Source organism: Tangfeifania sp., from assembly GCF_055108615.1.
Window position 1 is genome coordinate 33,318 of record NZ_JBSQIC010000017.1, and the last position, 22,753, is coordinate 56,070.

25 protein-coding genes and 1 pseudogene are annotated in these 22,753 nt (G+C 41.2%); 6 read left to right on the forward strand and 20 right to left on the reverse strand.

Going from position 1 to position 22,753, the window contains the following annotated elements:
• Positions 1-135: 135 nt before the first annotated feature.
• The 7 genes from ACTCNA_RS05740 to pgi all read right to left on the reverse strand — a co-directional run bounded on the left by ACTCNA_RS05740 (position 136) and on the right by pgi (position 6,056).
• Positions 136-1,005 (reverse strand): CHAD domain-containing protein, encoded by an 870-nt coding sequence (locus ACTCNA_RS05740; RefSeq protein ID WP_462946943.1) that lies wholly within the window; start codon positions 1,003-1,005, stop codon positions 136-138.
• A gap of 259 nt (positions 1,006-1,264) precedes the next feature.
• Positions 1,265-2,542 carry a serine--tRNA ligase gene (gene serS, locus ACTCNA_RS05745; protein ID WP_462946944.1) on the reverse strand — a complete coding sequence of 426 codons (1,278 nt, stop codon included), beginning with the start codon at positions 2,540-2,542 and terminating at the stop codon, positions 1,265-1,267.
• A 90-nt stretch (positions 2,543-2,632) separates the two neighbouring features.
• On the reverse strand, positions 2,633-2,947 hold the full coding sequence (locus ACTCNA_RS05750; RefSeq protein ID WP_462946945.1) for a type II toxin-antitoxin system RelE/ParE family toxin: 315 nt from the start codon (positions 2,945-2,947) through the stop codon (positions 2,633-2,635).
• The gene (locus ACTCNA_RS05755) at positions 2,947-3,180 is read right to left on the reverse strand and encodes a hypothetical protein (RefSeq protein ID WP_462946946.1); all 234 of its coding nucleotides are present in this window, start codon (positions 3,178-3,180) and stop codon (positions 2,947-2,949) included. The genes ACTCNA_RS05750 and ACTCNA_RS05755 overlap by 1 nt, the downstream gene beginning before the upstream one ends.
• 126 nt (positions 3,181-3,306) lie before the next feature.
• Positions 3,307-3,924 carry a 50S ribosomal protein L27 gene (rpmA, locus tag ACTCNA_RS05760; RefSeq protein WP_462946947.1) on the reverse strand — a complete coding sequence of 206 codons (618 nt, stop codon included), beginning with the start codon at positions 3,922-3,924 and terminating at the stop codon, positions 3,307-3,309.
• 16 nt (positions 3,925-3,940) lie between these two features.
• A complete protein-coding gene (gene rplU, locus ACTCNA_RS05765) occupies positions 3,941-4,252 on the reverse strand; it encodes a 50S ribosomal protein L21 (RefSeq protein ID WP_462946948.1) in 312 nt (103 codons plus the stop codon).
• 154 nt (positions 4,253-4,406) lie between these two features.
• Positions 4,407-6,056: a glucose-6-phosphate isomerase gene (gene pgi, locus ACTCNA_RS05770; protein ID WP_462946949.1), complete on the reverse strand. Its 1,650-nt coding sequence runs from the start codon at positions 6,054-6,056 to the stop codon at positions 4,407-4,409.
• Positions 6,057-6,234: 178 nt separating this feature from the next.
• Here pgi and ACTCNA_RS05775 point away from each other — a divergent pair, with 178 nt between their 5' ends.
• The 3 genes from ACTCNA_RS05775 (at position 6,235) to ACTCNA_RS05785 (ending at position 9,018) form a co-directional block, all read left to right on the forward strand.
• Positions 6,235-7,149: a DMT family transporter gene (locus ACTCNA_RS05775; protein WP_462946950.1), complete on the forward strand. Its 915-nt coding sequence runs from the start codon at positions 6,235-6,237 to the stop codon at positions 7,147-7,149.
• Positions 7,150-7,230: 81 nt separating this feature from the next.
• The gene (locus ACTCNA_RS05780; RefSeq protein ID WP_462946951.1) at positions 7,231-7,788 is read left to right on the forward strand and encodes a hypothetical protein; all 558 of its coding nucleotides are present in this window, start codon (positions 7,231-7,233) and stop codon (positions 7,786-7,788) included.
• Positions 7,789-7,908: 120 nt separating this feature from the next.
• Positions 7,909-9,018 carry a PSP1 domain-containing protein gene (locus ACTCNA_RS05785; protein ID WP_462946952.1) on the forward strand — a complete coding sequence of 370 codons (1,110 nt, stop codon included), beginning with the start codon at positions 7,909-7,911 and terminating at the stop codon, positions 9,016-9,018.
• A 38-nt stretch (positions 9,019-9,056) separates the two neighbouring features.
• Here the strand turns inward: ACTCNA_RS05785 and ACTCNA_RS05790 are convergent, their stop codons facing one another.
• The 4 genes from ACTCNA_RS05790 to ACTCNA_RS05805 all read right to left on the reverse strand — a co-directional run bounded on the left by ACTCNA_RS05790 (position 9,057) and on the right by ACTCNA_RS05805 (position 13,557).
• Entirely contained in the window at positions 9,057-10,601 is a 1,545-nt protein-coding gene (locus ACTCNA_RS05790; protein WP_462946953.1) for an ATP-binding response regulator, read from the reverse strand.
• Positions 10,598-10,936 carry a hypothetical protein gene (locus ACTCNA_RS05795; protein ID WP_462946954.1) on the reverse strand — a complete coding sequence of 113 codons (339 nt, stop codon included), beginning with the start codon at positions 10,934-10,936 and terminating at the stop codon, positions 10,598-10,600. The genes ACTCNA_RS05790 and ACTCNA_RS05795 overlap by 4 nt, the downstream gene beginning before the upstream one ends.
• A 128-nt stretch (positions 10,937-11,064) precedes the next feature.
• Entirely contained in the window at positions 11,065-12,081 is a 1,017-nt protein-coding gene (locus ACTCNA_RS05800) for a DUF4922 domain-containing protein (protein ID WP_462946955.1), read from the reverse strand.
• A gap of 30 nt (positions 12,082-12,111) precedes the next feature.
• Positions 12,112-13,557, reverse strand: a complete 1,446-nt coding sequence (locus ACTCNA_RS05805) for a glycosyltransferase family 2 protein (RefSeq protein ID WP_462946956.1) — start codon at positions 13,555-13,557, stop codon at positions 12,112-12,114.
• Between the two features lie 192 nt (positions 13,558-13,749).
• On the opposite strand from ACTCNA_RS05805, the gene ACTCNA_RS05810 reads away from it, so the two are divergent.
• The 3 genes and pseudogenes from ACTCNA_RS05810 to ACTCNA_RS05820 all read left to right on the forward strand — a co-directional run bounded on the left by ACTCNA_RS05810 (position 13,750) and on the right by ACTCNA_RS05820 (position 15,875).
• Complete coding sequence (locus tag ACTCNA_RS05810) at positions 13,750-14,745, forward strand: aldo/keto reductase (RefSeq protein WP_462946957.1); 996 nt, start codon at positions 13,750-13,752, stop codon at positions 14,743-14,745.
• Positions 14,746-15,059: 314 nt separating this feature from the next.
• Positions 15,060-15,257, forward strand: a pseudogene (locus tag ACTCNA_RS05815) (Arm DNA-binding domain-containing protein); the annotation flags it as partial.
• Positions 15,243-15,875 carry a site-specific integrase gene (locus ACTCNA_RS05820; RefSeq protein ID WP_462946968.1) on the forward strand — a complete coding sequence of 211 codons (633 nt, stop codon included), beginning with the start codon at positions 15,243-15,245 and terminating at the stop codon, positions 15,873-15,875. The pseudogene ACTCNA_RS05815 and the gene ACTCNA_RS05820, both read left to right, overlap by 15 nt.
• A gap of 717 nt (positions 15,876-16,592) precedes the next feature.
• Here ACTCNA_RS05820 and ACTCNA_RS05825 read toward each other — a convergent pair.
• From ACTCNA_RS05825 to ACTCNA_RS05865, 9 genes are all read right to left on the reverse strand, one after another.
• Complete coding sequence (locus tag ACTCNA_RS05825; protein WP_462946958.1) at positions 16,593-17,036, reverse strand: DUF4395 domain-containing protein; 444 nt, start codon at positions 17,034-17,036, stop codon at positions 16,593-16,595.
• Between the two features lie 75 nt (positions 17,037-17,111).
• Complete coding sequence (locus ACTCNA_RS05830; protein ID WP_462946959.1) at positions 17,112-17,540, reverse strand: DsrE family protein; 429 nt, start codon at positions 17,538-17,540, stop codon at positions 17,112-17,114.
• A gap of 30 nt (positions 17,541-17,570) precedes the next feature.
• Positions 17,571-18,242, reverse strand: a complete 672-nt coding sequence (locus ACTCNA_RS05835; protein ID WP_462946960.1) for a haloacid dehalogenase type II — start codon at positions 18,240-18,242, stop codon at positions 17,571-17,573.
• 8 nt (positions 18,243-18,250) lie between these two features.
• Positions 18,251-18,961: a peroxiredoxin-like family protein gene (locus ACTCNA_RS05840; protein WP_462946961.1), complete on the reverse strand. Its 711-nt coding sequence runs from the start codon at positions 18,959-18,961 to the stop codon at positions 18,251-18,253.
• Positions 18,962-19,014: 53 nt separating this feature from the next.
• The gene (locus tag ACTCNA_RS05845) at positions 19,015-19,590 is read right to left on the reverse strand and encodes a TetR/AcrR family transcriptional regulator (RefSeq protein ID WP_462946962.1); all 576 of its coding nucleotides are present in this window, start codon (positions 19,588-19,590) and stop codon (positions 19,015-19,017) included.
• A gap of 73 nt (positions 19,591-19,663) precedes the next feature.
• Positions 19,664-19,852, reverse strand: a complete 189-nt coding sequence (locus ACTCNA_RS05850) for a GDCCVxC domain-containing (seleno)protein (protein WP_462946963.1) — start codon at positions 19,850-19,852, stop codon at positions 19,664-19,666.
• A gap of 6 nt (positions 19,853-19,858) precedes the next feature.
• A complete protein-coding gene (locus ACTCNA_RS05855; protein WP_462946964.1) occupies positions 19,859-21,229 on the reverse strand; it encodes an FAD-containing oxidoreductase in 1,371 nt (456 codons plus the stop codon).
• A 93-nt stretch (positions 21,230-21,322) separates the two neighbouring features.
• Complete coding sequence (locus tag ACTCNA_RS05860; RefSeq protein WP_462946965.1) at positions 21,323-22,300, reverse strand: L-histidine N(alpha)-methyltransferase; 978 nt, start codon at positions 22,298-22,300, stop codon at positions 21,323-21,325.
• A gap of 117 nt (positions 22,301-22,417) precedes the next feature.
• Positions 22,418-22,753: GxxExxY protein (locus ACTCNA_RS05865; protein WP_462946966.1), on the reverse strand; the 336-nt coding region annotated here is incomplete at its 5' end.

Sequence of the window (22,753 nt, forward strand, 5' to 3'; positions counted from 1 at the left end):
CACGATTTTATCCGATATTTCTTTCATCGTGTTCATCAGATAAATTGAATTCGACCATGGTATAATATGAATAAATAAGCTTGCAATTGAACTGGGAAAAAGGGAATAACAAAAAATGCCTTTAATTCAAAAGTTTCAATCCAGTTTGAAAGCTTTTTCAGTTTTCTCTTCAAATTCTTCGGGCAGTTCGCTGAAAAATTGTTTCACCCGGGGCCAAAGTTTCAGCTGGTTCATTTCGCGGAGGTGTTCTATCTGATTTTCCAGAATTTGATGTTCCTCTGAGTTGAATTGGTATTCCGGGAGGAGCAACTCCTCGGCCAAAATATGCAAATCGTGATCGTATCCCAGGTGGTCGTTAATAATATTGAGTTGTTCGCATCTGGCTTTAAAATATTTTGGGTGTATCAACCGTATGAAATCGAGCTGGTAAAATAAGCGTTTCAACTTTTTGCGCAGCGAGTGTATCTCTTCGGGGGCAGCATTGTCAGGCAGATCGGTAAAAAAAATATAGCCTGTGAGGTACGAGATGTTGATTTCCCGTACCAGGTGAACTTTTGATACTTTGCTGTTTTCTGAACCGGTAATGGATGACTCAAGTTTTGAAAAAAAACTGCCGAATGATTTGCAGATTTCTTTTCCCCTGAAACCTTGATCGATTGCTGTTTTGTTTTTTCGGTGCAGTTTTGCTTCTGCGTCTTTTATTTTTCGTTCCGGAATTAGTTTTTTCCCCGTCAGTTCTTTTTCAAAGAGCTCGGCATTCACATACGATTCGCGTAGTGGAGAAAGTGCTTTTCCGAGTTGTTTAATTTCCTTGCGAATGCTTTTGGCTTCGCTCCCGGGCACCTGTTCATAAAAGCGGATTAATGACCGTAACCGTTTAAATATTTTGCGCAGCTCATGCACGGTAATGTTTGGCGAAATATTTTCGACAGTACAAAAGTACTCAGCCCTTTCGGTCTGGCGCAGAATAGTATGTGCCAATTTGTTTCCTGCGTTCTGTGTCATAAAAATTAATTTTACAGGAATTACAAAGTTAGCAATAAAACCAAAGAGCTCAAAGCCCGGTATTTTAAATGACTTTGATAATGAATCGCTTGAAATACCAAATCTCAAAAGACAAATCACAAGTATTCCCAAATTTGGCATGACAAATCCCAATTAAATTCCAAATTTCAGTTATTTAATGTTCCAAACTTTAATTGTCCGTATGTTTGGAATTTATGAATCCGGGGTTTGGGATTTGCTATTTGATTTTTTGGAATTTTTACTCCTTAATCATTTCAAATCCGCAATACGGCACCAGTGCCTTCGGAATTTTTATTCCTTCCGGGGTCTGATTATTTTCGAGCAGGGCGGCAACAATCCGGGGCAATGCCAGTGCACTTCCGTTCAGGGTGTGCGCCAGTTGCGGCTTTTTTACGCCTTCTTCGCGGAAACGAAGTTTGAGCCGGTTGGCCTGGAACGATTCGAAATTAGACACTGAACTCACCTCGAGCCATTTTTTCTGGGCAGCAGAATAAACCTCGAAATCGTAAGTCAGCGCAGCGGTAAAACTGATGTCGCCACCGCAAAGTCGTAACAGGCGGTAGGGAAGTTCCAGTTTTTCAACGAGCGAAGCCACGTGTTTCACCATTTCATCTAGTACTTCATACGATTTATCAGGGTGGGCAATTTGCACAATTTCAACCTTGTCGAACTGGTGGAGGCGGTTCAGGCCGCGCACATCTTTTCCGTACGAACCGGCCTCGCGACGGAAACAGGCGCTGTACGCCGTGTTTTTGCAGGGCAGATTTTTGGCATCCAGAATCACATCGCGGTAAATGTTGGTTACCGGCACTTCAGCAGTTGGAATCAGGTAGAGATTATCACCGGTAATATGATACATCTGGCCCTCTTTGTCGGGCAACTGACCCGTGCCAAAACCCGATGTTTCATTTACCACCAGCGGTGGCTGCACCTCTTCGTAGCCTGCCTTTCGGGCTTCATCCAAAAAGAAGTTGATAAGCGCCCGTTGCAGTTGTGACCCTTTTCCGCGATAAACCGGGAATCCGGCTCCGGTGAGTTTTACACCCAGCTCAAAATCGATGAGGTTGTATTTTTGTGCCAGTTCCCAGTGCGGTAAAACATCGTCGGCCATTTTGGGCAGTTCCCCTTTGGAAGTAACCACTTCGTTATCTTCTTCACCTTTTCCCGGTGGAACCGATTCATGTGGCAGGTTGGGCAACTGCACCAGCAATTCGTTCACCCGGTTTTCGATTTCACCAAATTGTTCGTCAAACTTTCTGATGTTTTCCTTCAGTTGCGAAGTGCGTTCTTTGGCAGTGTTGGCTTCTTCCGTTTTTCCTTCACGGAACAACTGGCCAATCTCTTTCGAGATTTTGTTCATCTCGGCTTTGGCCTCGTCGGCCTGATTCTGCAACTTTTTTTTCTGACGGTATAAATCGATGATTTGACCGACAATTTCTGTGGCATCGAAATTTTTACGCTTCAGTTTCTCGATGATTAGTGCCGGATTTTCCTGAATGAATTTAAGGTTGAGCATGACTTCCTGTTTAAATAAAGTGCAAATTTAATAAATGATACGGCACAACCGTAGTGTAGAAAATGTAAAATGAAATTCGTGAGGAAATGTCTAAGTATTACTTGTTTTTTCTTTCCATATTTTGGGGTTACGATCGGTGCTGATTACAGCTAAAACTTCAACTGTATTGTTTTCGTCGTTAATGTGGAAATGAGCCATGTAGGGAAATTTCTTAACCAAAATACAGCGAATTTCTTTATAACGAATGGCATAAATTTGCGGGTCTCTGCTAAGAGAATTTATGTGTTTGATAGCTGTTTTCTGAAACCTTTTGCCAAGACCTGCTTGCTGTTCGTTATACCAATCAGTAATTTCCTGAATATCGGCAAGAGCTTCAGGTTCAACTTTAACTTTGTACCTTTTCATCAGGATTTTAATGATTTTTTAGCTTCATCCCAATCCAAAAGTCTATCTGGATTTTTGCGTACCCTGTCAAAACGTTCCATTACCATTTTTTGGTGAACTTCAGGAACTTCAAGACTTTCCTGTTCTTTTTTCGAAGCGTAATCGAGCATGTTTTTAATGGCGTGTATTAAATGCACATCATTAATTTGTTTGAACTGTTCTATGATATTTGCTTTTTCGGCTTGTATATTCATAATAAATGACTTAAAAAATCCGGATTAAAACATTCATTTCTACACAAATTTACAAAAAAAATCTCCTGCCGGTTTCGACAGGAGATTCTTTTTATCTGTTTTTCAGGAATTAATCCCTGAATGTTTTTACTTCTCTTTTGCCAGTTCTTTGGCTTGTTCAATCCACGGTGCCGGGTCTTTTGAAGCGTAACGGCTTCCGGCTTCTTCGAGGATTTCATGGAGTTTTTCAACCGGGGTTGCAGCAAAATTTTCAAATGTTGCAATTCCTGCCCCGTTGAAAATTTCTTCCAGTTTCGGACCTACGCCATCGAGTTTTTTGAGGTCGTCTTTTTCATCGGCATTTTTAGCTTCTGCCTTTGCAGCTTCCGCTTTTTTCTCTGCTTTTGGCGCTTCGTCTTTTGTTTCAGTTGCCGGTTTGGCTTCTGTTTTTGGTTTTTCAGCTTTCGGCGCTTTTGGGGCCGGAGCTTCCGCCACTGCAGTTTCTACTTCTGCAAGCGGCTCGACCGATACAAACGAGCGGTCTTTTCTTTTTCTTTTAAAAACAACTGTTCCGTTGATCAATGAAAACAGGGTATGATCTTTTCCCATTCCCACATTCTCGCCCGGGTAATGTTGTGTCCCACGCTGGCGTACTAAAATATTACCAGCTTTGGCAAACTGACCTCCGTAAATTTTTACTCCCAGTCGTTTGCTTTCCGATTCGCGTCCGTTCTTCGAACTACCTACACCTTTCTTATGAGCCATGGTAAATGTTTTTTAGTTATCCAACAATGTTTTCAATTTGCACTTGTGTGAACCGCTGACGGTGACCATTAAGTTTTTTGTAGCCTTTTCTTCTTTTCTTTTTGAAGACAAGCACTTTATCACCTTTCACGTGTTCCAGCACTTTGGCTGACACTTTTGCACCTTTTACGGTGGGGGTTCCTACGGCAATTTTACCGTCGTTGTCAACCAACAACACTTTGTCAAAATCTACCGAGTCGCCTTCTTGGGCATCCAGTTGGTGGACATACAGTTTTTTGTCTTTTTCCACCTTGAACTGGTGTCCTGCAATCTCTACAATCGCGTACATAATTTCAATTTTAATGTTTACACCGTTAGGCGTGAATCACTTTTGATTCCTCTTTTTGAGCCTGAACGATTCAAAATTTGGACTGCAAAAGTAGTTATTTTTAGATAATTGGCAAATTAATGGAAGTTATTTTAAAAATCAACACGGAGGGTACTTATTTCCGCATTTCTTTATATGCATTTATCAATCCATTCGTAGAGTCATCATGTCCGGTAACCGTTTCGCTGCCTTCCAGCTCGGGAAGAATGGTTTTGGCCAGTTGTTTGCCCAGCTCCACACCCCACTGGTCGAAACTGTAAATGTTCCAGATTATTCCCTGTACAAAAATTTTGTGTTCGTACATGGCAATAAGCGAACCCAAAGTGCGGGGCGTTAATTTTTTCACGAGAATTGAATTGGTAGGGATATTTCCCTGGAAAACTTTAAACGGCAGCAGTGATTCAATTTCTTCGTCTGTTTTTCCTGCTGCTTTAAGCTCGGCTTTCACCTGTTCTTCAGTTTTGCCCACCATCATGGCTTCGGTTTGGGCAAAAAAGTTGGCCAGTAGTTTCGGATGGTGGTCACCAATTGGGTTGTGGCTCACAGCCGGCGCGATAAAATCACACGGAATCAGTTTTGTTCCCTGGTGAATCAGCTGATAAAATGCGTGCTGCCCGTTGGTTCCTGGTTCACCCCAGATGATTGGGCCGGTCTGGTAATCCACCTGTTTGCCGTTTCGGTCAACATATTTCCCGTTGCTCTCCATGTTTCCCTGCTGGAAATAGGCTGCAAACCGGTGCATGTACTGGTCGTAAGGCAAAATGGCCTCGGTTTCGGCACCGTAAAAATTGTTGTACCAAATGCCAATTAATGCCAGGATGACCGGGATGTTTTTGTCGAACTCCGTATTGCGAAAATGGTTGTCCATGGCATGGGCTCCTTCCAGCAATTTCACGTAATTTTGGAAACCAATTCCGAGCACAATGGAAAGCCCGATGGCCGACCAGAGCGAATAACGGCCACCCACCCAGTTCCAAAAACGGAACATGTTTTTGGTGTCGATGCCAAACTTCGCCACTTCTTCCTGGTTGGTTGAAACGGCTACAAAGTGGCTTTTTATGAACTCTTCATTTTGTGCTGAATCTAAAAACCAACTGCGTGCCGAGTTGGCGTTGGTCATGGTTTCCTGGGTGGTAAACGTTTTGGAAGCCACGATAAATAGTGTGGTTTCCGGGTTCACTTTCTTTAGTGTTTCGGCAATGTGCGTTCCGTCCACGTTGGATACAAAATGCAGGTTGAGGTGATTTTTGTATGGCTTCAAAGCCTCAGTTACCATCAATGGTCCAAGGTCAGAACCGCCAATACCAATATTTACCACGTCGGTAATGGCTTTTCCGGTATAACCTTTCCATTCACCCGAAATCACTTTTTCGGAAAATTCTTTCATTTGGTCGAGCACCGCGTTTACTTCGGGCATTACGTCTTTTCCGTCAACTGGTACAGGTGTTTTGCTGCGGTTACGCAAGGCTACATGCAACACGGCCCGGTTTTCAGTGGCATTTATTTTTTCACCCGAAAACATGCTTTCGATGGCATTTTTCAGTCCACACTCGCCGGCTAACTCAATCAAAGAAGTTTTAACCGTATCATCCAAACAGTTTTTTGAGCAATCCACCAAAATATCTTCGAACTTCAGGGAATACTTTTCAAAGCGGTTGCTGTCGTTTTCAAAAAGATTTTTAATGTGTGTTTCGCTGAAGGTTTCATAATATTCTTCCAGCTTTTTCCAGGCGCTGGTAGTTGTCGGATTTATTTTTGGTAACATAGATTTTGAAATTTTTAAAAGCAGGAGGTTTCGTTAAAATGAACCAGCTACTTAATAGTTATAAGACAAAGATAATGCTTTAATAAAAATCACAGCAATTGAGCAGGAATCCTTAATTATTGCTTAATAACAGGCAAGCCGTTTTTTTTTACTTTTGTCCACAATTAGTAAATAAAAAATGGTAAAGAGGTCAGACGCATTTAAGGGGTATTTTTTCGCCATTCTGGCAACAATTGCATTTTCGAATGTGTATATTTTCAGCAAAGCGGCCTTAAATGAAGTACACCTTGCACAATTCGGGGTTTACTGGTTTTTTATCAGCACGGTTCTAAGCTTGGGTTATGCACTTTGGAACAAAAAATTAAGACAACTTTACAGCCTTACTAAAAGACAGGTACGAGTGTTGATCATACTTGGCTTTCTCGAAATTTTTACCACCACTACCTTTTTTCTCTCCATTAATATTATACCCGATCCGGCAGTGACCTCGTTTTTGGGAAACCTTTTCCCGGTGATGCTGGCAGTGGGCGGGGTAGTGGTTTTGGGCGAAAAGTTCGGGCCGGTTGAAACCGGTGGGGCCGTTTTGGCCCTGGTCGGTGCATTCGTAATTAGCTACACCGGCGAAACTTCACTTGAAAAACTTTTCATTCCCGGTACCGGGATTGTTGTGCTGAACGCTTTTTTTGCCACCACGGCCTCGCTCGTGGTAAAGACGAATGTGCGGAAACTGAGTCCCGAATTGCTGGGGCTGAACCGCTCTGTTTGGCTGCTGGTATTTTCCTTTATAATGATTTTTGTTTATGGAAAATCGTTTGTCATTCCCGTTTCGGCATTGAAAAACATTGCAGTGGGTGCTGCGCTCGGTCCATTTCTGGCCGTTCTCACAGTGTATTACTCGTTTAGCTACATTAATGCTTCGCGGTCGTCGGTGGTGCAAAGCCTGAAAGGTATTTTTGTGTTGCTGGTCGCTTACCTGGTTTTCGGTTCTTTCCCGCTTCCACACCAGTTTGCCGGCGGATTGATAACAGTTGCCGGAGTTTTGGTAATGACACTCGGCCAGGCCGGAGTATTCAGACTGAGGCGTGGTAAATAAAAACGAAAATTTCACGTTTTAGCACAGCAGAAGTTTTATTCTGATTATTTTTAGTAATGAATTAAATTCAAAATTATTATTATGAGAACTACTCTTATTTTTTTACTTCTTTTCGGATTGCACAGTATGCTCCTGGCCCAGGAAGAATTAATTGAATTGAATAATGAACCCATTGAATTTGAAGCAGATGGGTTCTACATTAAGAAAGTGACAGATAGCCGTTCAAATAAAGACAGCATCGGTTTTGCCCAAAAAGGAGTGTTCAAAAAGGATAAGGTGCCGGCCCGGTTTAAAGATGGCCTCGAGCCCGCCATTTCCAATTTTTTGAAAGATAATTTCAGGCAGGATTCTTCAGGTGTCCCGGTTGTAATGCGTGTTACCTATTTGCATGTTTCAGAAACTATGGGAGTGCCTGCAACCGGGAAAGCAGAAATTAAATTGGAATTTTTGAGGGAAAAAGACGGCAGTCTGGGGAAATTGTACAAGTCCGAGGCGTTTGTTGAAAAACCCGCCCTGAATGTGACCAAAACGCATGAACAACGTATTCGGGAAGTAATTGCCACTTGTTTGGAAAATTTCAATGAATCGGACTGGAAAACAATTGAGCCGGTGTATTTTAAGGAAGGTGATAAAAATTAAGCACAGGATTGCCATTTTAGTTTTCAAAGCTAATCCATTCAGAAAATAGTTTATTTATTTACGGACATTTCAATCTTTTTTTCGATCTTTGCACCCGGAATTATTTAAGAAGGGAAGATTATGAGTTGTTCAGGATGTTCATTTAATAATTCAATTTCCGACAGATCCGGCGATGCATACGACTGGCTGAATGATTTGCCCGACACGGCATCTGAATCGGATATTGTTGAAGTAAAATTTAAGACGACACGAAGGGATTTTTATAAAAATACTGATAAACTGGCATTAAAAAGAGGTGATAAAGTGGTGGTGGCCACCTCGCCGGGGCACGATACCGGCGAAGTTACCCTGACCGGCTACCTTGCAGAAAAACAGTTTCACCGCAAAATAAAAAACCCAAAACGTTTCACGCTGAATCCCATATACAGGAGAGCCAGCGAAAACGACCTCGAAATGCTGGAAGCCGCCCGAAGCAGGGAAAAACCTACTTTGATTCGTGCGCGCCAGATTGCAGGTGACCGGGGATTGGACATGAAAGTGGGCGATGTGGAATTCAGGGGCGATGGCAAAAAAGCCATTTTCTACTACATTGCCGATGGACGGGTCGATTTCAGGGAGCTGATAAAGGATTATGCCCACGAGTTCAATATTAAAGTGGAAATGAAGCAGATTGGTGCCCGGCAGGAAGCCGGACTGGTTGGCGGAATTGGCTCGTGCGGACGCGAACTTTGCTGCTCGAGCTGGCGAACGGATTTTACAAGCATTACTTCGGAAGCCGCACAAACACAAGGTCTTTCGCCATCGGCACAAAAAATGGCCGGGGCCTGCGGAAAACTGAAATGCTGCCTGCTTTACGAACTGGATGTTTACATTGAAGCACGAAAAGAGTTTCCAAAACAACTGCTTGAACTGGAAACCGCCGCCGGTGTGGCCAAACCCGTAAATACAGATTATCTGAAAAAAGAGATTTGGTACACAACAGGCAGTAATACTCCATCGGGTAATTTTAAGCTGACCCTGAAAGAGGTGAAGGATATTATCCAGAAAAACAAAAAAGGGGAAAAACCTGAAATTATACCTCAGGGTTCAACACAGGCCAAAGAGCCCGGCTGGGAACCTGTAAACACCGGACGCATTGATCGTTTTGAGAAAAAAGGGAAAAACAAACGGAAAAAAAGGCGGGAAAACAGAAAGAATTACCGGCCAAAAGCTAAAATCCAGAAGCAATAACCGGGATTTCTTAAATTAAAATATCGGGAACTAGCGCTTTAGTTTGTGCTTTGGCCAACAAATTTGTTGATTTTTTCCTTCAAATCTTTCAGTAAAACCGGTTTCGCGAGATAATCGTCGCAACCTGCCTGAAATGCTTTATCCCTGTCGCCTTTCATGGCGTAGGCAGTTTGAATAATTACCGGCAGGTTCGGAAACTGTGATTTAATAATCCGGGTGGCATCGTACCCGTTCATCCCGGGTAGCTGAACATCCATGAGGACTAAATCAACAATGTTCTTTTTCAGGTACCCGATGCCTTCTTCGGCATCCATAAAGTTAACATGTTTGAACCCCAGAATTTTTATTACGCTTTTCAGGTATTCAACACTTGCGGGGTCGTCCTCAAATGAAACAATTGTTTTAGCAGAAGAACTGATTTTATCCTTGCCATTTTCCCCTGCAGCTTCGCCTGAAAGATCACCAATTTCTGCCGAAGTTTTTTCATTTTTAAAATTTCGCGGAACAGATACATAAAAGGCTGACCCTTTGCCGGGTTCAGAGCTTACCCACGCCTTGCCGCCAAGCCGCTCGGTTATTCCCGAAACAATGGCAAGACCAAGTCCTGAGCCTTCGTATTTCCTTGAAATGCCTTCTTCCGCCTGGCGGAAAGGTTCAAAAATAATAGCTGCTTTTTTCGGGTTAATTCCCACGCCCGAATCTTTAACGAATAAAACAATTTCACCGTTGGAAACCGAACATCCAAATTCGATAAAACCCTCTTCGGTAAATTTAAAGGCATTGTCGAGCAGATTTTTTAAAATCTGATACAACCTGCTTTTATCCGATTTAACCGGGCAGGGTGCTCCGTTTTGGCATAACTGAAGCCTGAAATCTATTTTCGACAATTGTTCGGCTTTCTGCGTTTTGTAAACCACGTGCAATTCCCGCAGTAGTTCATTAATGTCGAAAGTTGAATAGTCGATTTTGAGCTGGTTCGACTGGATTAGCGAAATATCGATAATATCATCGATAACAGCGGTGAGACGCTGGCCGGAGTTTTCAATGATTTTTCCGAAATAGCTTAAATCTTTCGCGTCGATATTTCCGGAGCAAATCATATTCGAGAACCCAAGAATGGCATTTAACGGGGTACGTATCTCGTGGCTCATGTTTGCCAGGAATAGCGATTTAAGCTGATCACTCTCCTCGGCTTTTTGCCTGGCTTCCTCCAGCCCTTCAATCATTTGATTCCGTTCAGTAATATCGTGGCTCACCCCAAAAACCATATTCTTGCTTTCCCTGTATTCTGCAATTGCCTGAATGTTTCTGATTTCGCCGTCTGCGGGCCTTTTAATTTTAAAATTCACATTAAAATTGCTCTTCCCTTTAATCAGCTTGTTAAGCTCCTTTATTATTGATTCGCGGAATTCCGGAAGCAGAATTTCGATAAATTCATCAGCCGGCATCGTTTTGTTTTTCACGCCAAATATATTGCAGGCTCCTTCAGTTCCGTGAACCAGTTTTTTATCCAAATCAATTTCCCAGGAACCCAGTGAAGTCAGTTTTTCTGCCCGTTGCAACCGCCGGTTGTTAATTTTCATCTCTTTGGCGGCAATTGTTTCGCTGGTAATACAGAATAGGTGGCCACCACCCGATCTTCCCCAATTTTTTTAACATCGGCCCTGAAAAACTTTTTATTATTTTTTTCGCCCGTCTCCATAAGAAACTTGCCTTTTGTGCCATTCTCAATCATTTGCTCGCACAAACACTGTCCGTTGGAAAGCTGACATGGTGATTCCTGATTAAAAAGCTGCATAAAACAGGTGCCATTTCCGGTCGGAACGTGCGGATCGTTGGTCTGAAGAATTTTCTTCTGTTTTAAATCGATGACATAAAAATGCAAGGGGAGCGCATCCAATATATTTTCTGCTCTCATCTTCAAAAATTGTTTTTCCGGGTTTGTAACTTTTTTTCTAAATGACTGTTCCAAAGATAAAACTATTTTGAGATCTTAGAAAAAAATATGTTAAGACATTGGAATTCAGCAAATAAGATACATTGTATTTAGTAATACATATTACTATTTAGATTATCTTTCACATTTTCTGTCCAGTGTTTAAAATCATATTTGGAGAGGGTAACTTCGTCAAAGATTTCATTCAGTGTATTTTGGGTTATCTTCCTGAAATCTTCTTCGCGGGGGAGAATGAGCACACCGCCCAGCTCAACCGATGCCGGGCTAACCACAATTTGCTTCTCGCCAGTTTCGAAAAAATGGGAGGGCCGTTGCTTTTCGCGCGGGAAAATTATAACCCGCCATTCATTTTGATGGTAATTACAGAGAATGTTCAGCATCGGTTCCGGTTCACTATTTGCCGGCAACAATTCAAAAACAACATTGAAAATAGCTGTCAGCTCCTCAACATCTGATGAGCGAAGAGAAACGAACCTGCGCAAATAATTTTCAACTGCAACTACAGTAGTTTTGCTATTTCTGAAAATAATATCCGCAAATTGGTTTTCGAGCAGTTCAAACTTCTCCTCAACAGGCAGAAATCCCGTATTCCCGGCCTGAAAATGAAAATGGTCGGGAGCCGATGCGCCGCATTTTGGTCCGTTGTAAAAAAGTGTAAATCCGGTTAGCTCGCGGCTCAGTTTCAACATATCCGGGAAAAAATTCTTAATCCGCTGGGGGGTGTGGTTCAGATGAGGAATGGTGAGGTGCCTGGGAAATATGGGAAAAGGATTGACCAAAATCAGGTATTGGTTCTGAAATGGAATTCCTTTTTGAACCGCAGGTAAATTCTCAAGACACAAAAAACATGGCCGTTCAGCAATGCTTTTCGCATCGGTTTTGGCGGCCGACGACCGGATGCGTTCGGGATTGTGCTGTACAACAATTTTAAAATGGCCAAAATCGAATTTTTTGGTTTGCACGCCGGCAAGGGCCCGGTAATTTTTTCGGGTCAGCTCCCATGTGTTCTGTTGCTGTTTTACCAGCGCATTTGCCTGGTTGTTTAGATTGGCAACCGATCCGTAACCGGAAAGTCCTTCAGCGGTTATTATTTTTTGATTTATCATGTTCGTTTGTATTGAAAGCCCCGGGTTTAATTACCTTTTATTACTTTTCAACCTTGCTTTTAGCTCAAAAGTACGAATGCGATCCTTATACAAATTGTGCGCATTCTGTTTTTCAATATCGAGCGATGCATCGGTATTGTCCTCCCAGCGGCGGCACAGGTAAACCGGCTTGTAAATCCGCCCTATTTTGTATTCCCGCGAAATGGCCAGTCCAACCGCGTAATCCTCGCCATAACTCACGTTTGGAATTCTGATTCTTCTCAATACCGGCGTATAAAATGCACGTGGTGCGCCCAGTCCGTTAATCCGCAACGCGTTGTTGGGGCCATTGTCGTCGGTCCATTCGCTGTGGTCAATAATTCCGGGAGGCAGTTCTTCCAAATCAAAATTGGTCATTTGGTAACTGCCAATCACCATGGCACATTTTTTTTCATGAAATTTATCCACAATTTTTTGCAGGGTGTTTTCCGATGCATACAAATCGTCGCTGTCGAGCTGAACGGCAAATTTCCCGCACTTTTCATGAAACACTGCTTCGTTCCAGCAACCGCCAATTCCCAAATCAATTCGCTCCGGTACAATATGGATAAGTTTGCCGCCACGTGCGAAATCGTGAAGAATTTCCGTTGTACCGTCGGTGGAGTGGTTATCAACAACAATTATATTAAAATTGAAATTTGTTTTTTGAATCAGCACCGATTCCACGGCATCTTTGATAGTTTTTACGCGGTTCCTTACCGGAATAACCACCGACGCTTCTGCGGGAAAATCTGTTTGCGAAAAATCAATCTCTTTAAATGGTGGCCGCAGCAAACCGCCAATTTTTTTGAGATGGGCCGAGCAGGCTTTTTCCATTTCAATTTGTTTATCGCGCGCATTTCCGCTCACGTAATCGAACTGTTTTTCGCCCGATTTCCGCGTATCGGTTTCCTGCATTGTAAACAGGAACTCGGGAATTCGCAGCAACTCTCCGCTTCGCGAAGCATGTAGTCGCAATGCATAAAATCCGGCTTGCTGGTATTCTGCTTCATCAAACGATTTTAGAACATCTTTCCGGAAAACCTGAACCGGGCCAAAATTAAAATCATCGCGTAAACTTCCGGCCTGGTAATCGATAACAGGATGAGCAGACTGTGCCCCTTTTTTAATTTCAAAATAATCGGAATAAACCATTGGAGAACCGGTATTTCCTGCCACCTGTACCATCCGCTCCAACGCAAATGGGCCAACTCCCAGCCGCGTATTCTGCAGGGCAATCAATGAATAGGTTGTTGAGCTTTTTTCAGCAATCAATTTCATTGCCGCGGTTGACAGCGGTTGTTCACAAATCAGTGTTTGTACATTCTCAATCTCAACTTCATCGGGCGATAACACAAACACCTGGTCGGTTAACCCGGAATTGAGCAGTTGATTGACAGTATTAAGCGTTTCCGTGCTGGTTGTATAAGTAATAAAGCAATTTATCTTTTTATCCATTTTTGAAAAGTTAAGTTTTAAATTCTGATTGATAATGGCCTCCAATCTTGTGAAATACCTAACAAAGGTATAAATTTGATATGGCAAAAAAGAACCAAAAACTGCCGGTAACCTAAAACATTTTTCCGGCACATTTGTCCAAATTAACAAGAAAACGAATTCATACCAAAAATTAACTTAAAGTTGCAGAACATGGATTACAGAAAAATTGGAAAATCAGATTTGGAATTATCAACCATTACATTCGGCGCATGGGCTGCCGGTGGCTGGATGTGGGGCGGCACTAAACAGAACGATTCGGTTAACGCCATAAAAGCAGCATACGAATTGGGCGTGACATCCATCGATACTGCCCCGATTTACGGACAGGGTACCAGCGAAGAAATTGTAGGTGAAGCTATTAAAGATATTCCGCGCGATAAGGTTCAGATTCTGACGAAATACGGAATGCGCTGGGATGTAAAAAAAGGCGACTTTGCCTTTCACAGCAAAAATAACAACGGAGACGATATTGAAATTTACAAGTATGCCGGAAAAGAAAGCGTTGTGAAAGAGTGCGAAGACAGTCTTCGGCACCTTGGAACCGATTACATCGATTTGTACCAGGTTCACTGGCCCGATTCCACTACTCCCATCCAGGAAACGATGGAAGCAGTGGATAAACTGATAAAAGAGGGAAAAGTAAGGTATGCCGGCGTTTGTAATTATAATGCAGCACAAATGGAAGAAGCGTCAAAATATGTTGATCTTGTCTCCAACCAGGTGCCTTACAGCATGGTGAAACGCGATATTGAAAAAGAAGTTGTTCCTCATGCCATTGAAAACAACCAGTCGATACTGGCTTACAGCCCGCTCGAGCGTGGCTTGCTTACCGGCAAAATGAAACCGGGGTATCAATTTGGAGAAGGTGACCACCGGGCAGGCCTTCCTTATTTTACCGACGAAAACATTGAAAAAACGAATGAATTCCTCGAAAAAATAAAAGTGCTGGCCAACGATAAAAATGCCACGTTGGCGCAGTTAGTGCTTCGCTGGACAGTTGAACAACCGGGGATTACAATTGCACTGGCCGGGGCGCGTAATCCACAGCAGGCGGTTCAAAATGCCAAAGCTATGGATATTGATTTAACAGAACAGGAACTGGCATTTATTACTGAAGAACTGGATAAACTAAGGTTGAATTTGTAAAAATCAGTGAAGTCATAAAACTGCAAGTGAATTGCATTTAAAAAAAGGCAGCAGCCGGTCACCCGGTTGTTGCCTTTTTGTTGTCGGCCTGCAGGGGCTCGAACCCTGGATCCGCTGATTAAGAGTCAGCCTGATTTGGCTTTCTTATAGTCGTATAAATTTTCATATTGCTGTATATCAGTTATTTATTTTTTTTGTTTTGGTATAAAACATTATTTATTTACCTTTATTTGACCATTTGTTGTACCCATGTTGTACCCAAAATAGAATATAAATGATTAGTATTAAGACAGTTCTGCGTAAAAAAATTATCAAATGATAAATATCCTATTTATTTGCGAATTACTAAAGAAAGAAAGTCAATATTTTTTCGCACACCATACACTTCTTTGGAGAGTGAATGGAATAGCAAACAGGGAAAATTCAATAAGAACGCCAGTAGTTATCTGCAAAAAAATAAGCTGTTACTGAAGTTTCTGGTTAGAGCAACTGATGTTATTACCAGTATCGAACAAGAAAAGGTCTGTTATAATTTATATGATGTGGAAAAAGCACTTCGAATAGAAACCAATCCAACGATTCAAAATGTATTTTCTTTTGGACAGGAAATAATTTTGGAACTGGAAATGGCCGGAAGAACCGGTAACGCGAGAATACACAAACAAACATTAGAATCAATTAAAAAACTTCATAAAAATAAGGAGTTAAAATTTCAACAAATAACATCTGAATTCCTCGAAAAATATGAGGCGTGGTTGCGTTCAAAAGGAGGCACTGACGGAGGAATTGGAGTTCGAATGCGGTGTATACGCGGAATATTCAATTCTGCAATAAACAGAGGACGGATAAAAGAAAATATCTATCCATTTAAAATCTATAAAATCTTGAAACTCAAGGGCAAAGGCATTAAAAAAGCACTTACCCTGGAAGATGTACACAAAATAACTGAATTGGATTTAAGCAACCACCCAACGCTAATTGATACCAGAAACTATTTTGTTTTTAGCTTTTATACCAGAGGTATGAATTTTGCTGATATGATGACTTTAAGATGGAGCGATATTTCAGAGGACCGAATTTATTATACACATTCAAAAACCAAAAAAAATTTTCAAATGGAAAAGGAATAAATAATGACTGAAAAAATTGGAAGTGTTGGTGTGGGGTTTCCAAAAGTTTTAAACGGAGTTTACGCAGGTTAAGTCTTTTTGAAATTAGCATGTGTGACGGGGAAAAACAACTCTTCCGGTTTTGAAATGAATGGCTTTATGCCGTAAGCTTTTGAAAACCCGGAGGGCTTGTTTTTCGGGAATGTTGGTATTTTGTGACAGGGTTTGAGTTGCCTTTATTTCTTATTTCTATTCAACAGATTTAAAAACAAATTGCCTTTTTCTGTAATCTGATACCTTTGGAGCACTGTTCTGTGTTCGGTTCTGTTCATTCTATTAACTTGTCTTTTCTGAGTTTTTCATACAACTTTTTTAGTTGTCTGGATACGGATTTCTATCCAAATGCAAGAGATAATTTTTTTGTTTATAACGTTTTTTGCGATACTAAACGAAGTACTTTACTATATAAAGTTTTCTTTTGCAACTCGTGCTGTTGCTGAAAGTTCTTATTGGTAAAGGTTACCCTAAATGCAATCCCTGGGTCTTTCCACGATAATTTTATCTCAGTATAAGAATGCATTTCTTTGGCAATTAACCTTAGCCCATCCCCTCATTGTTCTATGATGCCTAACCGCTTAAAAACCGGAGGAATGTAAGAACATTTGCACTTAGCTTATAAAATCGTTCAAAAATTCAGAAATTTATAATACAAGGAAAATTTAATAGCAAAGTCATTGATTAAACTTTATATAAAAAATTGTATACAATAGGGTATAACTTGCATGCTACACATATTCCCAAAAAAGCTTCCAAAAAGGAGAATAAGAACAAAATACCTGCAACAACAAAAGAACTTATAAACATACCCAGAAATGCGGTTATAAAAATCAAAAGACTAAAAACAAACCCAATACGTGCGGCAAATATTTTCGGTCCGGCGTTAATTAGTAATTCTTCTACCGACAATAATCTTATGATATTTCGCGATGAGTAGCCTAACGGACTGAACCTGGAAAGATTTCCGCTGCGTATAAAAAAGTCAACCACCAGAAAAGCCGGGATTAACCACTGGCCAGTGAAGCCAAAAAGCAGCAGCAGCAAAACAGTAAAAGCCCCGTTTACACGAGCTACCCGTTCATTTATTTTTTTATCCGAAATGGGGCAAATTGCATATGTTTTCATAACCTTTCTTATAATCGTTAATAATTGTTTTTCCCGATTTGTCGCATAAAAGACGGGACCCTGACAGTGTTACCCTCAAAAAGTTAACACTTTCGCATCACTTTTCAGGTAATCGGTCAATGGTTTACCCATTCCTTTCACCTCAAAGTCGAGGTTTTTCAGGTCTTCCACCACATCGTAAGCGCTGGCACAGGCAATACAGGCCTGAATTTCCACACCGTCCTTTTGCATGGCTTTCAGTTTTTCCCGGATTTTCAGGTTTTCAGAAACCATTTTGGCAGACGGTCCCCAAATGATAATTGTAACTTCTTTGAACCACCCGGCAGTTTTGGCTGCGTGGGCATACATTAAGACCATCCTTTCTGCGAGGTACGGGTCGTCGCTGGTCCATACAATTACTAATTTGTCGGAAGTGTTTTCCTCGCTGTTTGTTTGTGCCATTGTTTTTGAAATGTTTATAATGGAAAGAAATGTAAATAAGATGAAGAAAATTTTGGTTTTCATTTTTAAATGTTTTTTGATTTGCATTTTTGATTAAATGTCAAAAAGCGGGATGAGTTCCTGCAAACTACTGATTGTTCTTGTGGGTTGAATATTCCACGTATCAAAAACAGCATCCGGGTTTCGTTGCACCCATACCGAATTCATTCCGTAAGAAATTGCCCCGATTACATCAAAAGAGTTACTTGAAATAAGCCATGCATTGGTTTTTACAGAATTTGATTTTAGCAAAAAATGTTCGTAAACGGCAGGATTTGGCTTGAACGATTTAACATCCTCAACACTCACTACATCCTCGAAAAAATGAAGAATGCCCGCGTTCTCAAGCAAGCCTGTTACATCGGGAGCGCTTCCGTTTGAAAAAGCAAACAAGCGCAAATTTGCCGATTTTAGTTTCTCCAGACTTTCACGAACGTCAGTAAATGCTGGTAAAACCTTGTATTCGCGCATTAAACGGTCTCTGTCTTCAGGTTGAAGGTTGCATTTCAATTGTTCACAGGTAAAGTCCAGGGCATTTCTTGTACATTCCGAGAAATCAACATAATTTTTCATCAGCCCCCGACGAAACGTATATTCAAGTTGCTTCGCCCGCCAGGAGTCCATAAAGCTTATGGCCTTGTTGCCAACCAAAGTTTTAACCAAGCCTGAAATACCATTCGTATTAATTAAGGTGCCGTAAACATCAAATGCGAGAGTTATAGCCATATTTCTTATTACTTTTTCTGTTCTTTTTTTAATTCTTTCAAAACAGCAAGTAAGAGTCCGCCCGATAACCTTGTTTTATAATCCGGATTAATGTATTCAAAAAGGATTTTTCCACTGGTGTCGGTAACAAAAACAGAGGGCACCGGCAAAAAGCCATCGTTTAATCCGTCCGATTTTTCAGAAAGCATCCCGGAATATTTTTCCGGCGCGTTAAATGCAATACCGATAGCTTTAATAAGTTCCCCATCGGCATCGGAGTAAAGGCTGTAGCCCAGATTATGCTTTTCATCGGTAGCCTGCAGGTTTTCGGGCGAATCGGGGCTGATGGCAACAATCTGATAACCCAGGTTCACTACCTCACTTTGGACTCCCTGGATTTCAGCCAGATGGGCATTGCAAAACGGGCACCACCCGCCACGATAAAATAAAACCACAGAGGGTTTTTGCCTGAGTATTTCCGGCAGCTTATGTTCGCTGCCATCGGGTGATTTCAGAACCGCATCAGGTAAAATTTCCCCGTTTAATAAAGGTGAGATATCTTCTGCTTTATCCGGCAACTGGGCATAACCACTAAAACTGAAAAGGGTTGCCACAACAAATAATAAAATTAATTTCTTCATTTTTAATTTTTTAAATCCGTTTTGTTTTAAGGCACCCTCCAGAATTTCTTTTGAACCTTCCGGAGCCGATTTGATGGTGTGTAATTTAAATTGTGTCATAATTATTACTTGTATTTATTCTAAGCATATGCTTAGATAATGATTAAAAAAATTTAACTGAGTTGTTTCAAAGCCACGTCAATAAAATCTGTTAACTGGCTTTTGTCCATTGTTTTGTTGGCCACCGAAATTCCCTGCATCACGCCAAGGAAAAAACTGGCTTGCTTTTCAACGTCCGTATTCACCGGAATTTCATGTTTTGCTACAGCATTCTGCAATACCCGGAGAAGCATATTACGAAGAAAATCATAATACAGGTTTAATTCCTTTGCAATATCCGGATCTTTTTCACCAAGTTCACCTGCTGTGTTTACCACCAGGCATCCTCTTTTTACTTCGCTGCTTCTATTTAATGTTGCATTATTCAAAAAACTCTTAAGCTCGGCCAAACCAGCGCCTTCCTTTAATAAAGGTTGAAATCTGCTTTTAATAACAAACTCGCGGTATTTGCGTAAAGCGTTTATAAACAGGTTCTTTTTATTTTTAAATGATGCATAAATCGAAAACTGGTTGATGCCCATTTCCTTTTCCAGCAACCTTACCGAAGTGGCCTCATAGCCATGAACCCAGAATACGTTCATCGCTTTTTCTAAAACCAGTTCATCATCGTATGTTTTATTTCGCGGCATATTTTATTTTTGACAGTATAAAGCTAAGCAATTGCTTTGAAATATCCAAATAATATAACTAAACATTGTTCTCTTACTGCTTCGATGGGCATTTTACCGTGCCATACGAACAAAATACGCAGCAGTCGCCGGGTTTTGGTCGTAAAACAGTTTTGCAGTTTTCACATTCGTAAAAAAACTGGCAGCCATCAGTGGGCATTTCTTCTGTTTTTTGGTGGCCACATTCAGGGCAGGTTAATGTAGAGAAATACTGTATTTCCATTTGGTATTATATTTCTTTTAATCCTTCCAGCAAAGTGGGCAACAATTCTGAAACTGTAGGATGGGGAATTACCGCATTTTTCAAAACGGTGTAAGGAACATCAGCATACATAATCTGCAAAATGCTGCTGATAATTTCATCTCCGCCTACGCCCAGAATGGCTGCACCTAGTATTTTGCGACTTTCAGCATTGACAATAATTTGCATCATTCCATTGGTTTCACCTTTTTCTTTAGCTCTTGCTACCCTGCTCATGGGCATTTTTGCTTCCATAACTTTATATCCTTTTTCGAGGGCTGCCTTGCGGGTCATTCCGGCACGTCCCAAAGGCGGGTCAATGTACAGGTTATAAGTCATAATCCGGTCGGAAACTTTACGGTTTGTGTTGTTGAATTTATTGGCAGCAACAATTTCAAAATCATTGTAGGCTGTATGAGTGAAGGCCCCTTTCCCGTTGCAATCCCCCAGGGCAAAAACGCCTTTTACATTCGTTTCCAGAAAATCGTTCACCTTAATGTATCCGCGGTCGTCAATTTTAATTCCGCCGGCTTTCAGGTTCAGCGAACCGGTATTGGGTTTGCGACCCACACCAATCAGCAGATGCGAGCCGGTAACTTCCCGGCTTCCTTCTTTGCAGTCCAGTTTCAGGGTAACAGACTTATCCTGATTTTGCGTACCACCAATGCAACGGGCATCCAACTGAAATTCAATACCTTCCTCTTTCAGTAAATTCAGAATATTCTCGCTGATTTCATCGTCTTCGCGGCTTATAATTTTAGAACTTTTTTCAATAATGGTTACTTTGCTTCCAAACCTCCGGAACATTTGGCCAAACTCCAGCCCGATGTAACTTCCGCCGATAATTACCAGGTGTTCCGGCAATTCTTCAAGCTGAAGTATGGTCTCGTTGGTCAGGTAGTCCAGCTTCTCAAATTGCTCGGGAATAACGGGCCTGGCCCCGGTGTTGATATAAATTTCCGGGGCGGTGAGTTCTTCTTTATTAACAGCAATTACTTTTTCTCCTGTAAAACTTGCTTTCCCTTCAAAAAAAGTGATGTTTTCTTCCTTTTCCACGCCGGAACTTATTCCGTCAACGGATTCCTGCACGATTTCATCTTTACGGCTTTTTATTTTTTTCAGCTCAGCCGATGCACCTTCAGGTATATTTACTCCAAGGGCAGCTCCATTACGGGCATCCCATATACGGCGGGCGCTGGCCACATAGGCTTTTGTAGGGGTGCATCCATCATTTACACATGTTCCTCCAAAATGTACTTTTTCAATAAAAGCTACTTTATTTCCTTTGGCGGCCAGTTTAAATGCCAGTGGTGTGCCGGCCTGACCTGAACCGATAATAATTGCATCAAATTTTTTCATCTGTTATATTATTTTTTTATGATCAGAAAGAACTTACCATTCGCAAATAATCATGTTCCATTGTATGATAATGATTATTTGCTCATTGACGTTTCATTTTGTTTTAATATTTACTTTTTTCCACAACGAATCCACGAAGTAATTCCGTTGGTCGGTGAAATTTTGAACCACTTTAAAACCGTAATTTAATGCCAGTTTTTCAATGGTTTGAATGCCATATTTTCGTGAGCGTTCCATAAAAACAGCTTCCCATTTTTCAAAATGGAATTCTTTTTCGAGTGCACCAATCTGAACAGTTTGTTCGGTATTTGAAATCAGGAAACTTTTTACTTCACCTGTTTGCGGATTGTAAGTAGTTTGCTGTTCGAACTGCCGGATGTCGAAATCAGCATCCAGTTCACGATTGATACGCACGAGGTGGTTCAGATTGAAACGGCGTGTGTGCCCGTGCGGGTCGTTGTACGCATTCATGATTACCCTGGGTGATTTTTTCAGGTCGACTCCAATCAAAACTTTATCGCCGGGATTTGAATAGGCTGATAGCTGACTCAAAAATTCAGTTGTTTCATTTTCAGAAAAATTCCCGATATTCGCCCCCAGAAAAAGGATGATTTTTTGAATGGAAGCATGTCCATTCAGGTTTTTTAACTTTCTGAAATAATCACCGGTTTTGGCTTCAACTTGTAAAGTTGGCAACTCTTTTTTCAGGCTCTCCACCAGTTCGTGGTTGGCTTTGGCACTGATATCAACGGGTGTGTATTGAAAGTTGATGCCCTTTTCAACCAGGTGCTTTAGAAGGATTTTGGTTTTTAATCCATCGCCTGAGCCCAGTTCCACCAGGTTAAACAGCTTGTTTTCCGGGCAGATTGCCTGTGTGATTTTCTCTTTTTGCGATGCAAATATTTCATGTTCGCAATCGGTGAGGTAATACTCGGGCATGTTCATGATGTCCTGAAAAATCCGGCTTCCTTCGTCATCATAAAAATATTTTGACAACAGGTATTTTGGATTTGAGGAGAGCCCTTTTAATGTGTCAGTGGCTAATTGTGAAAGAAGTATTTTTTGTTCCATAATCATTTTTTGCTCGCAAAGGCGCAAAGACGCAAAGTTTTATAAGTTATTGACTATGCGCGTTATTCCGTCTTTTATTAGTTTTTCATTAAAATTTATCAATAAGCCTAATTTCAGTCAGGTAATTCTGAGATATGTCAAAAGTTTTTTTGGATGAACAGGTGCAATTAATTCGACTGATTTGAGTTCAACAATTACTTTATCTTCCACTATTAAATCAGCGCGAAAACCGATATTCATTTTTATGGCTTTCCAAATGACGGGCATAGGTTTTTGGCGTTCAACCTTTAATCCCAGATTTTGAAGTTCATAAGCAAGGATTTCCTCGTACACCGATTCCAGCAAGCCTGGGCCGAGTTCAACATGTATGTTGTAGCAGGAATTCACAATAATCTTTGCAATCTCGTTTTCAGTCATAATTTGATATTTTTTTCTCTCTTGGCGGCTTAGCGA

Bases quoted from the DNA above. Each gene is read 5' to 3' on its own strand.
- ACTCNA_RS05740 (WP_462946943.1), bottom strand. From the start codon at position 1,005: ATGACACAGAACGCAGGAAACAAATTGGCACATACTATTCTGCGCCAG.
- serS (WP_462946944.1), bottom strand. From the start codon at position 2,542: ATGCTCAACCTTAAATTCATTCAGGAAAATCCGGCACTAATCATCGAG.
- ACTCNA_RS05750 (WP_462946945.1), bottom strand. From the start codon at position 2,947: ATGAAAAGGTACAAAGTTAAAGTTGAACCTGAAGCTCTTGCCGATATT.
- ACTCNA_RS05755 (WP_462946946.1), bottom strand. From the start codon at position 3,180: ATGAATATACAAGCCGAAAAAGCAAATATCATAGAACAGTTCAAACAA.
- rpmA (WP_462946947.1), bottom strand. From the start codon at position 3,924: ATGGCTCATAAGAAAGGTGTAGGTAGTTCGAAGAACGGACGCGAATCG.
- rplU (WP_462946948.1), bottom strand. From the start codon at position 4,252: ATGTACGCGATTGTAGAGATTGCAGGACACCAGTTCAAGGTGGAAAAA.
- pgi (WP_462946949.1), bottom strand. From the start codon at position 6,056: ATGTTACCAAAAATAAATCCGACAACTACCAGCGCCTGGAAAAAGCTG.
- ACTCNA_RS05775 (WP_462946950.1), top strand. From the start codon at position 6,235: ATGGTAAAGAGGTCAGACGCATTTAAGGGGTATTTTTTCGCCATTCTG.
- ACTCNA_RS05780 (WP_462946951.1), top strand. From the start codon at position 7,231: ATGAGAACTACTCTTATTTTTTTACTTCTTTTCGGATTGCACAGTATG.
- ACTCNA_RS05785 (WP_462946952.1), top strand. From the start codon at position 7,909: ATGAGTTGTTCAGGATGTTCATTTAATAATTCAATTTCCGACAGATCC.
- ACTCNA_RS05790 (WP_462946953.1), bottom strand. From the start codon at position 10,601: ATGAAAATTAACAACCGGCGGTTGCAACGGGCAGAAAAACTGACTTCA.
- ACTCNA_RS05795 (WP_462946954.1), bottom strand. From the start codon at position 10,936: ATGAGAGCAGAAAATATATTGGATGCGCTCCCCTTGCATTTTTATGTC.
- ACTCNA_RS05800 (WP_462946955.1), bottom strand. From the start codon at position 12,081: ATGATAAATCAAAAAATAATAACCGCTGAAGGACTTTCCGGTTACGGA.
- ACTCNA_RS05805 (WP_462946956.1), bottom strand. From the start codon at position 13,557: ATGGATAAAAAGATAAATTGCTTTATTACTTATACAACCAGCACGGAA.
- ACTCNA_RS05810 (WP_462946957.1), top strand. From the start codon at position 13,750: ATGGATTACAGAAAAATTGGAAAATCAGATTTGGAATTATCAACCATT.
- ACTCNA_RS05825 (WP_462946958.1), bottom strand. From the start codon at position 17,036: ATGAAAACATATGCAATTTGCCCCATTTCGGATAAAAAAATAAATGAA.
- ACTCNA_RS05830 (WP_462946959.1), bottom strand. From the start codon at position 17,540: ATGAAAACCAAAATTTTCTTCATCTTATTTACATTTCTTTCCATTATA.
- ACTCNA_RS05835 (WP_462946960.1), bottom strand. From the start codon at position 18,242: ATGGCTATAACTCTCGCATTTGATGTTTACGGCACCTTAATTAATACG.
- ACTCNA_RS05840 (WP_462946961.1), bottom strand. From the start codon at position 18,961: ATGACACAATTTAAATTACACACCATCAAATCGGCTCCGGAAGGTTCA.
- ACTCNA_RS05845 (WP_462946962.1), bottom strand. From the start codon at position 19,590: ATGCCGCGAAATAAAACATACGATGATGAACTGGTTTTAGAAAAAGCG.
- ACTCNA_RS05850 (WP_462946963.1), bottom strand. From the start codon at position 19,852: ATGGAAATACAGTATTTCTCTACATTAACCTGCCCTGAATGTGGCCAC.
- ACTCNA_RS05855 (WP_462946964.1), bottom strand. From the start codon at position 21,229: ATGAAAAAATTTGATGCAATTATTATCGGTTCAGGTCAGGCCGGCACA.
- ACTCNA_RS05860 (WP_462946965.1), bottom strand. From the start codon at position 22,300: ATGGAACAAAAAATACTTCTTTCACAATTAGCCACTGACACATTAAAA.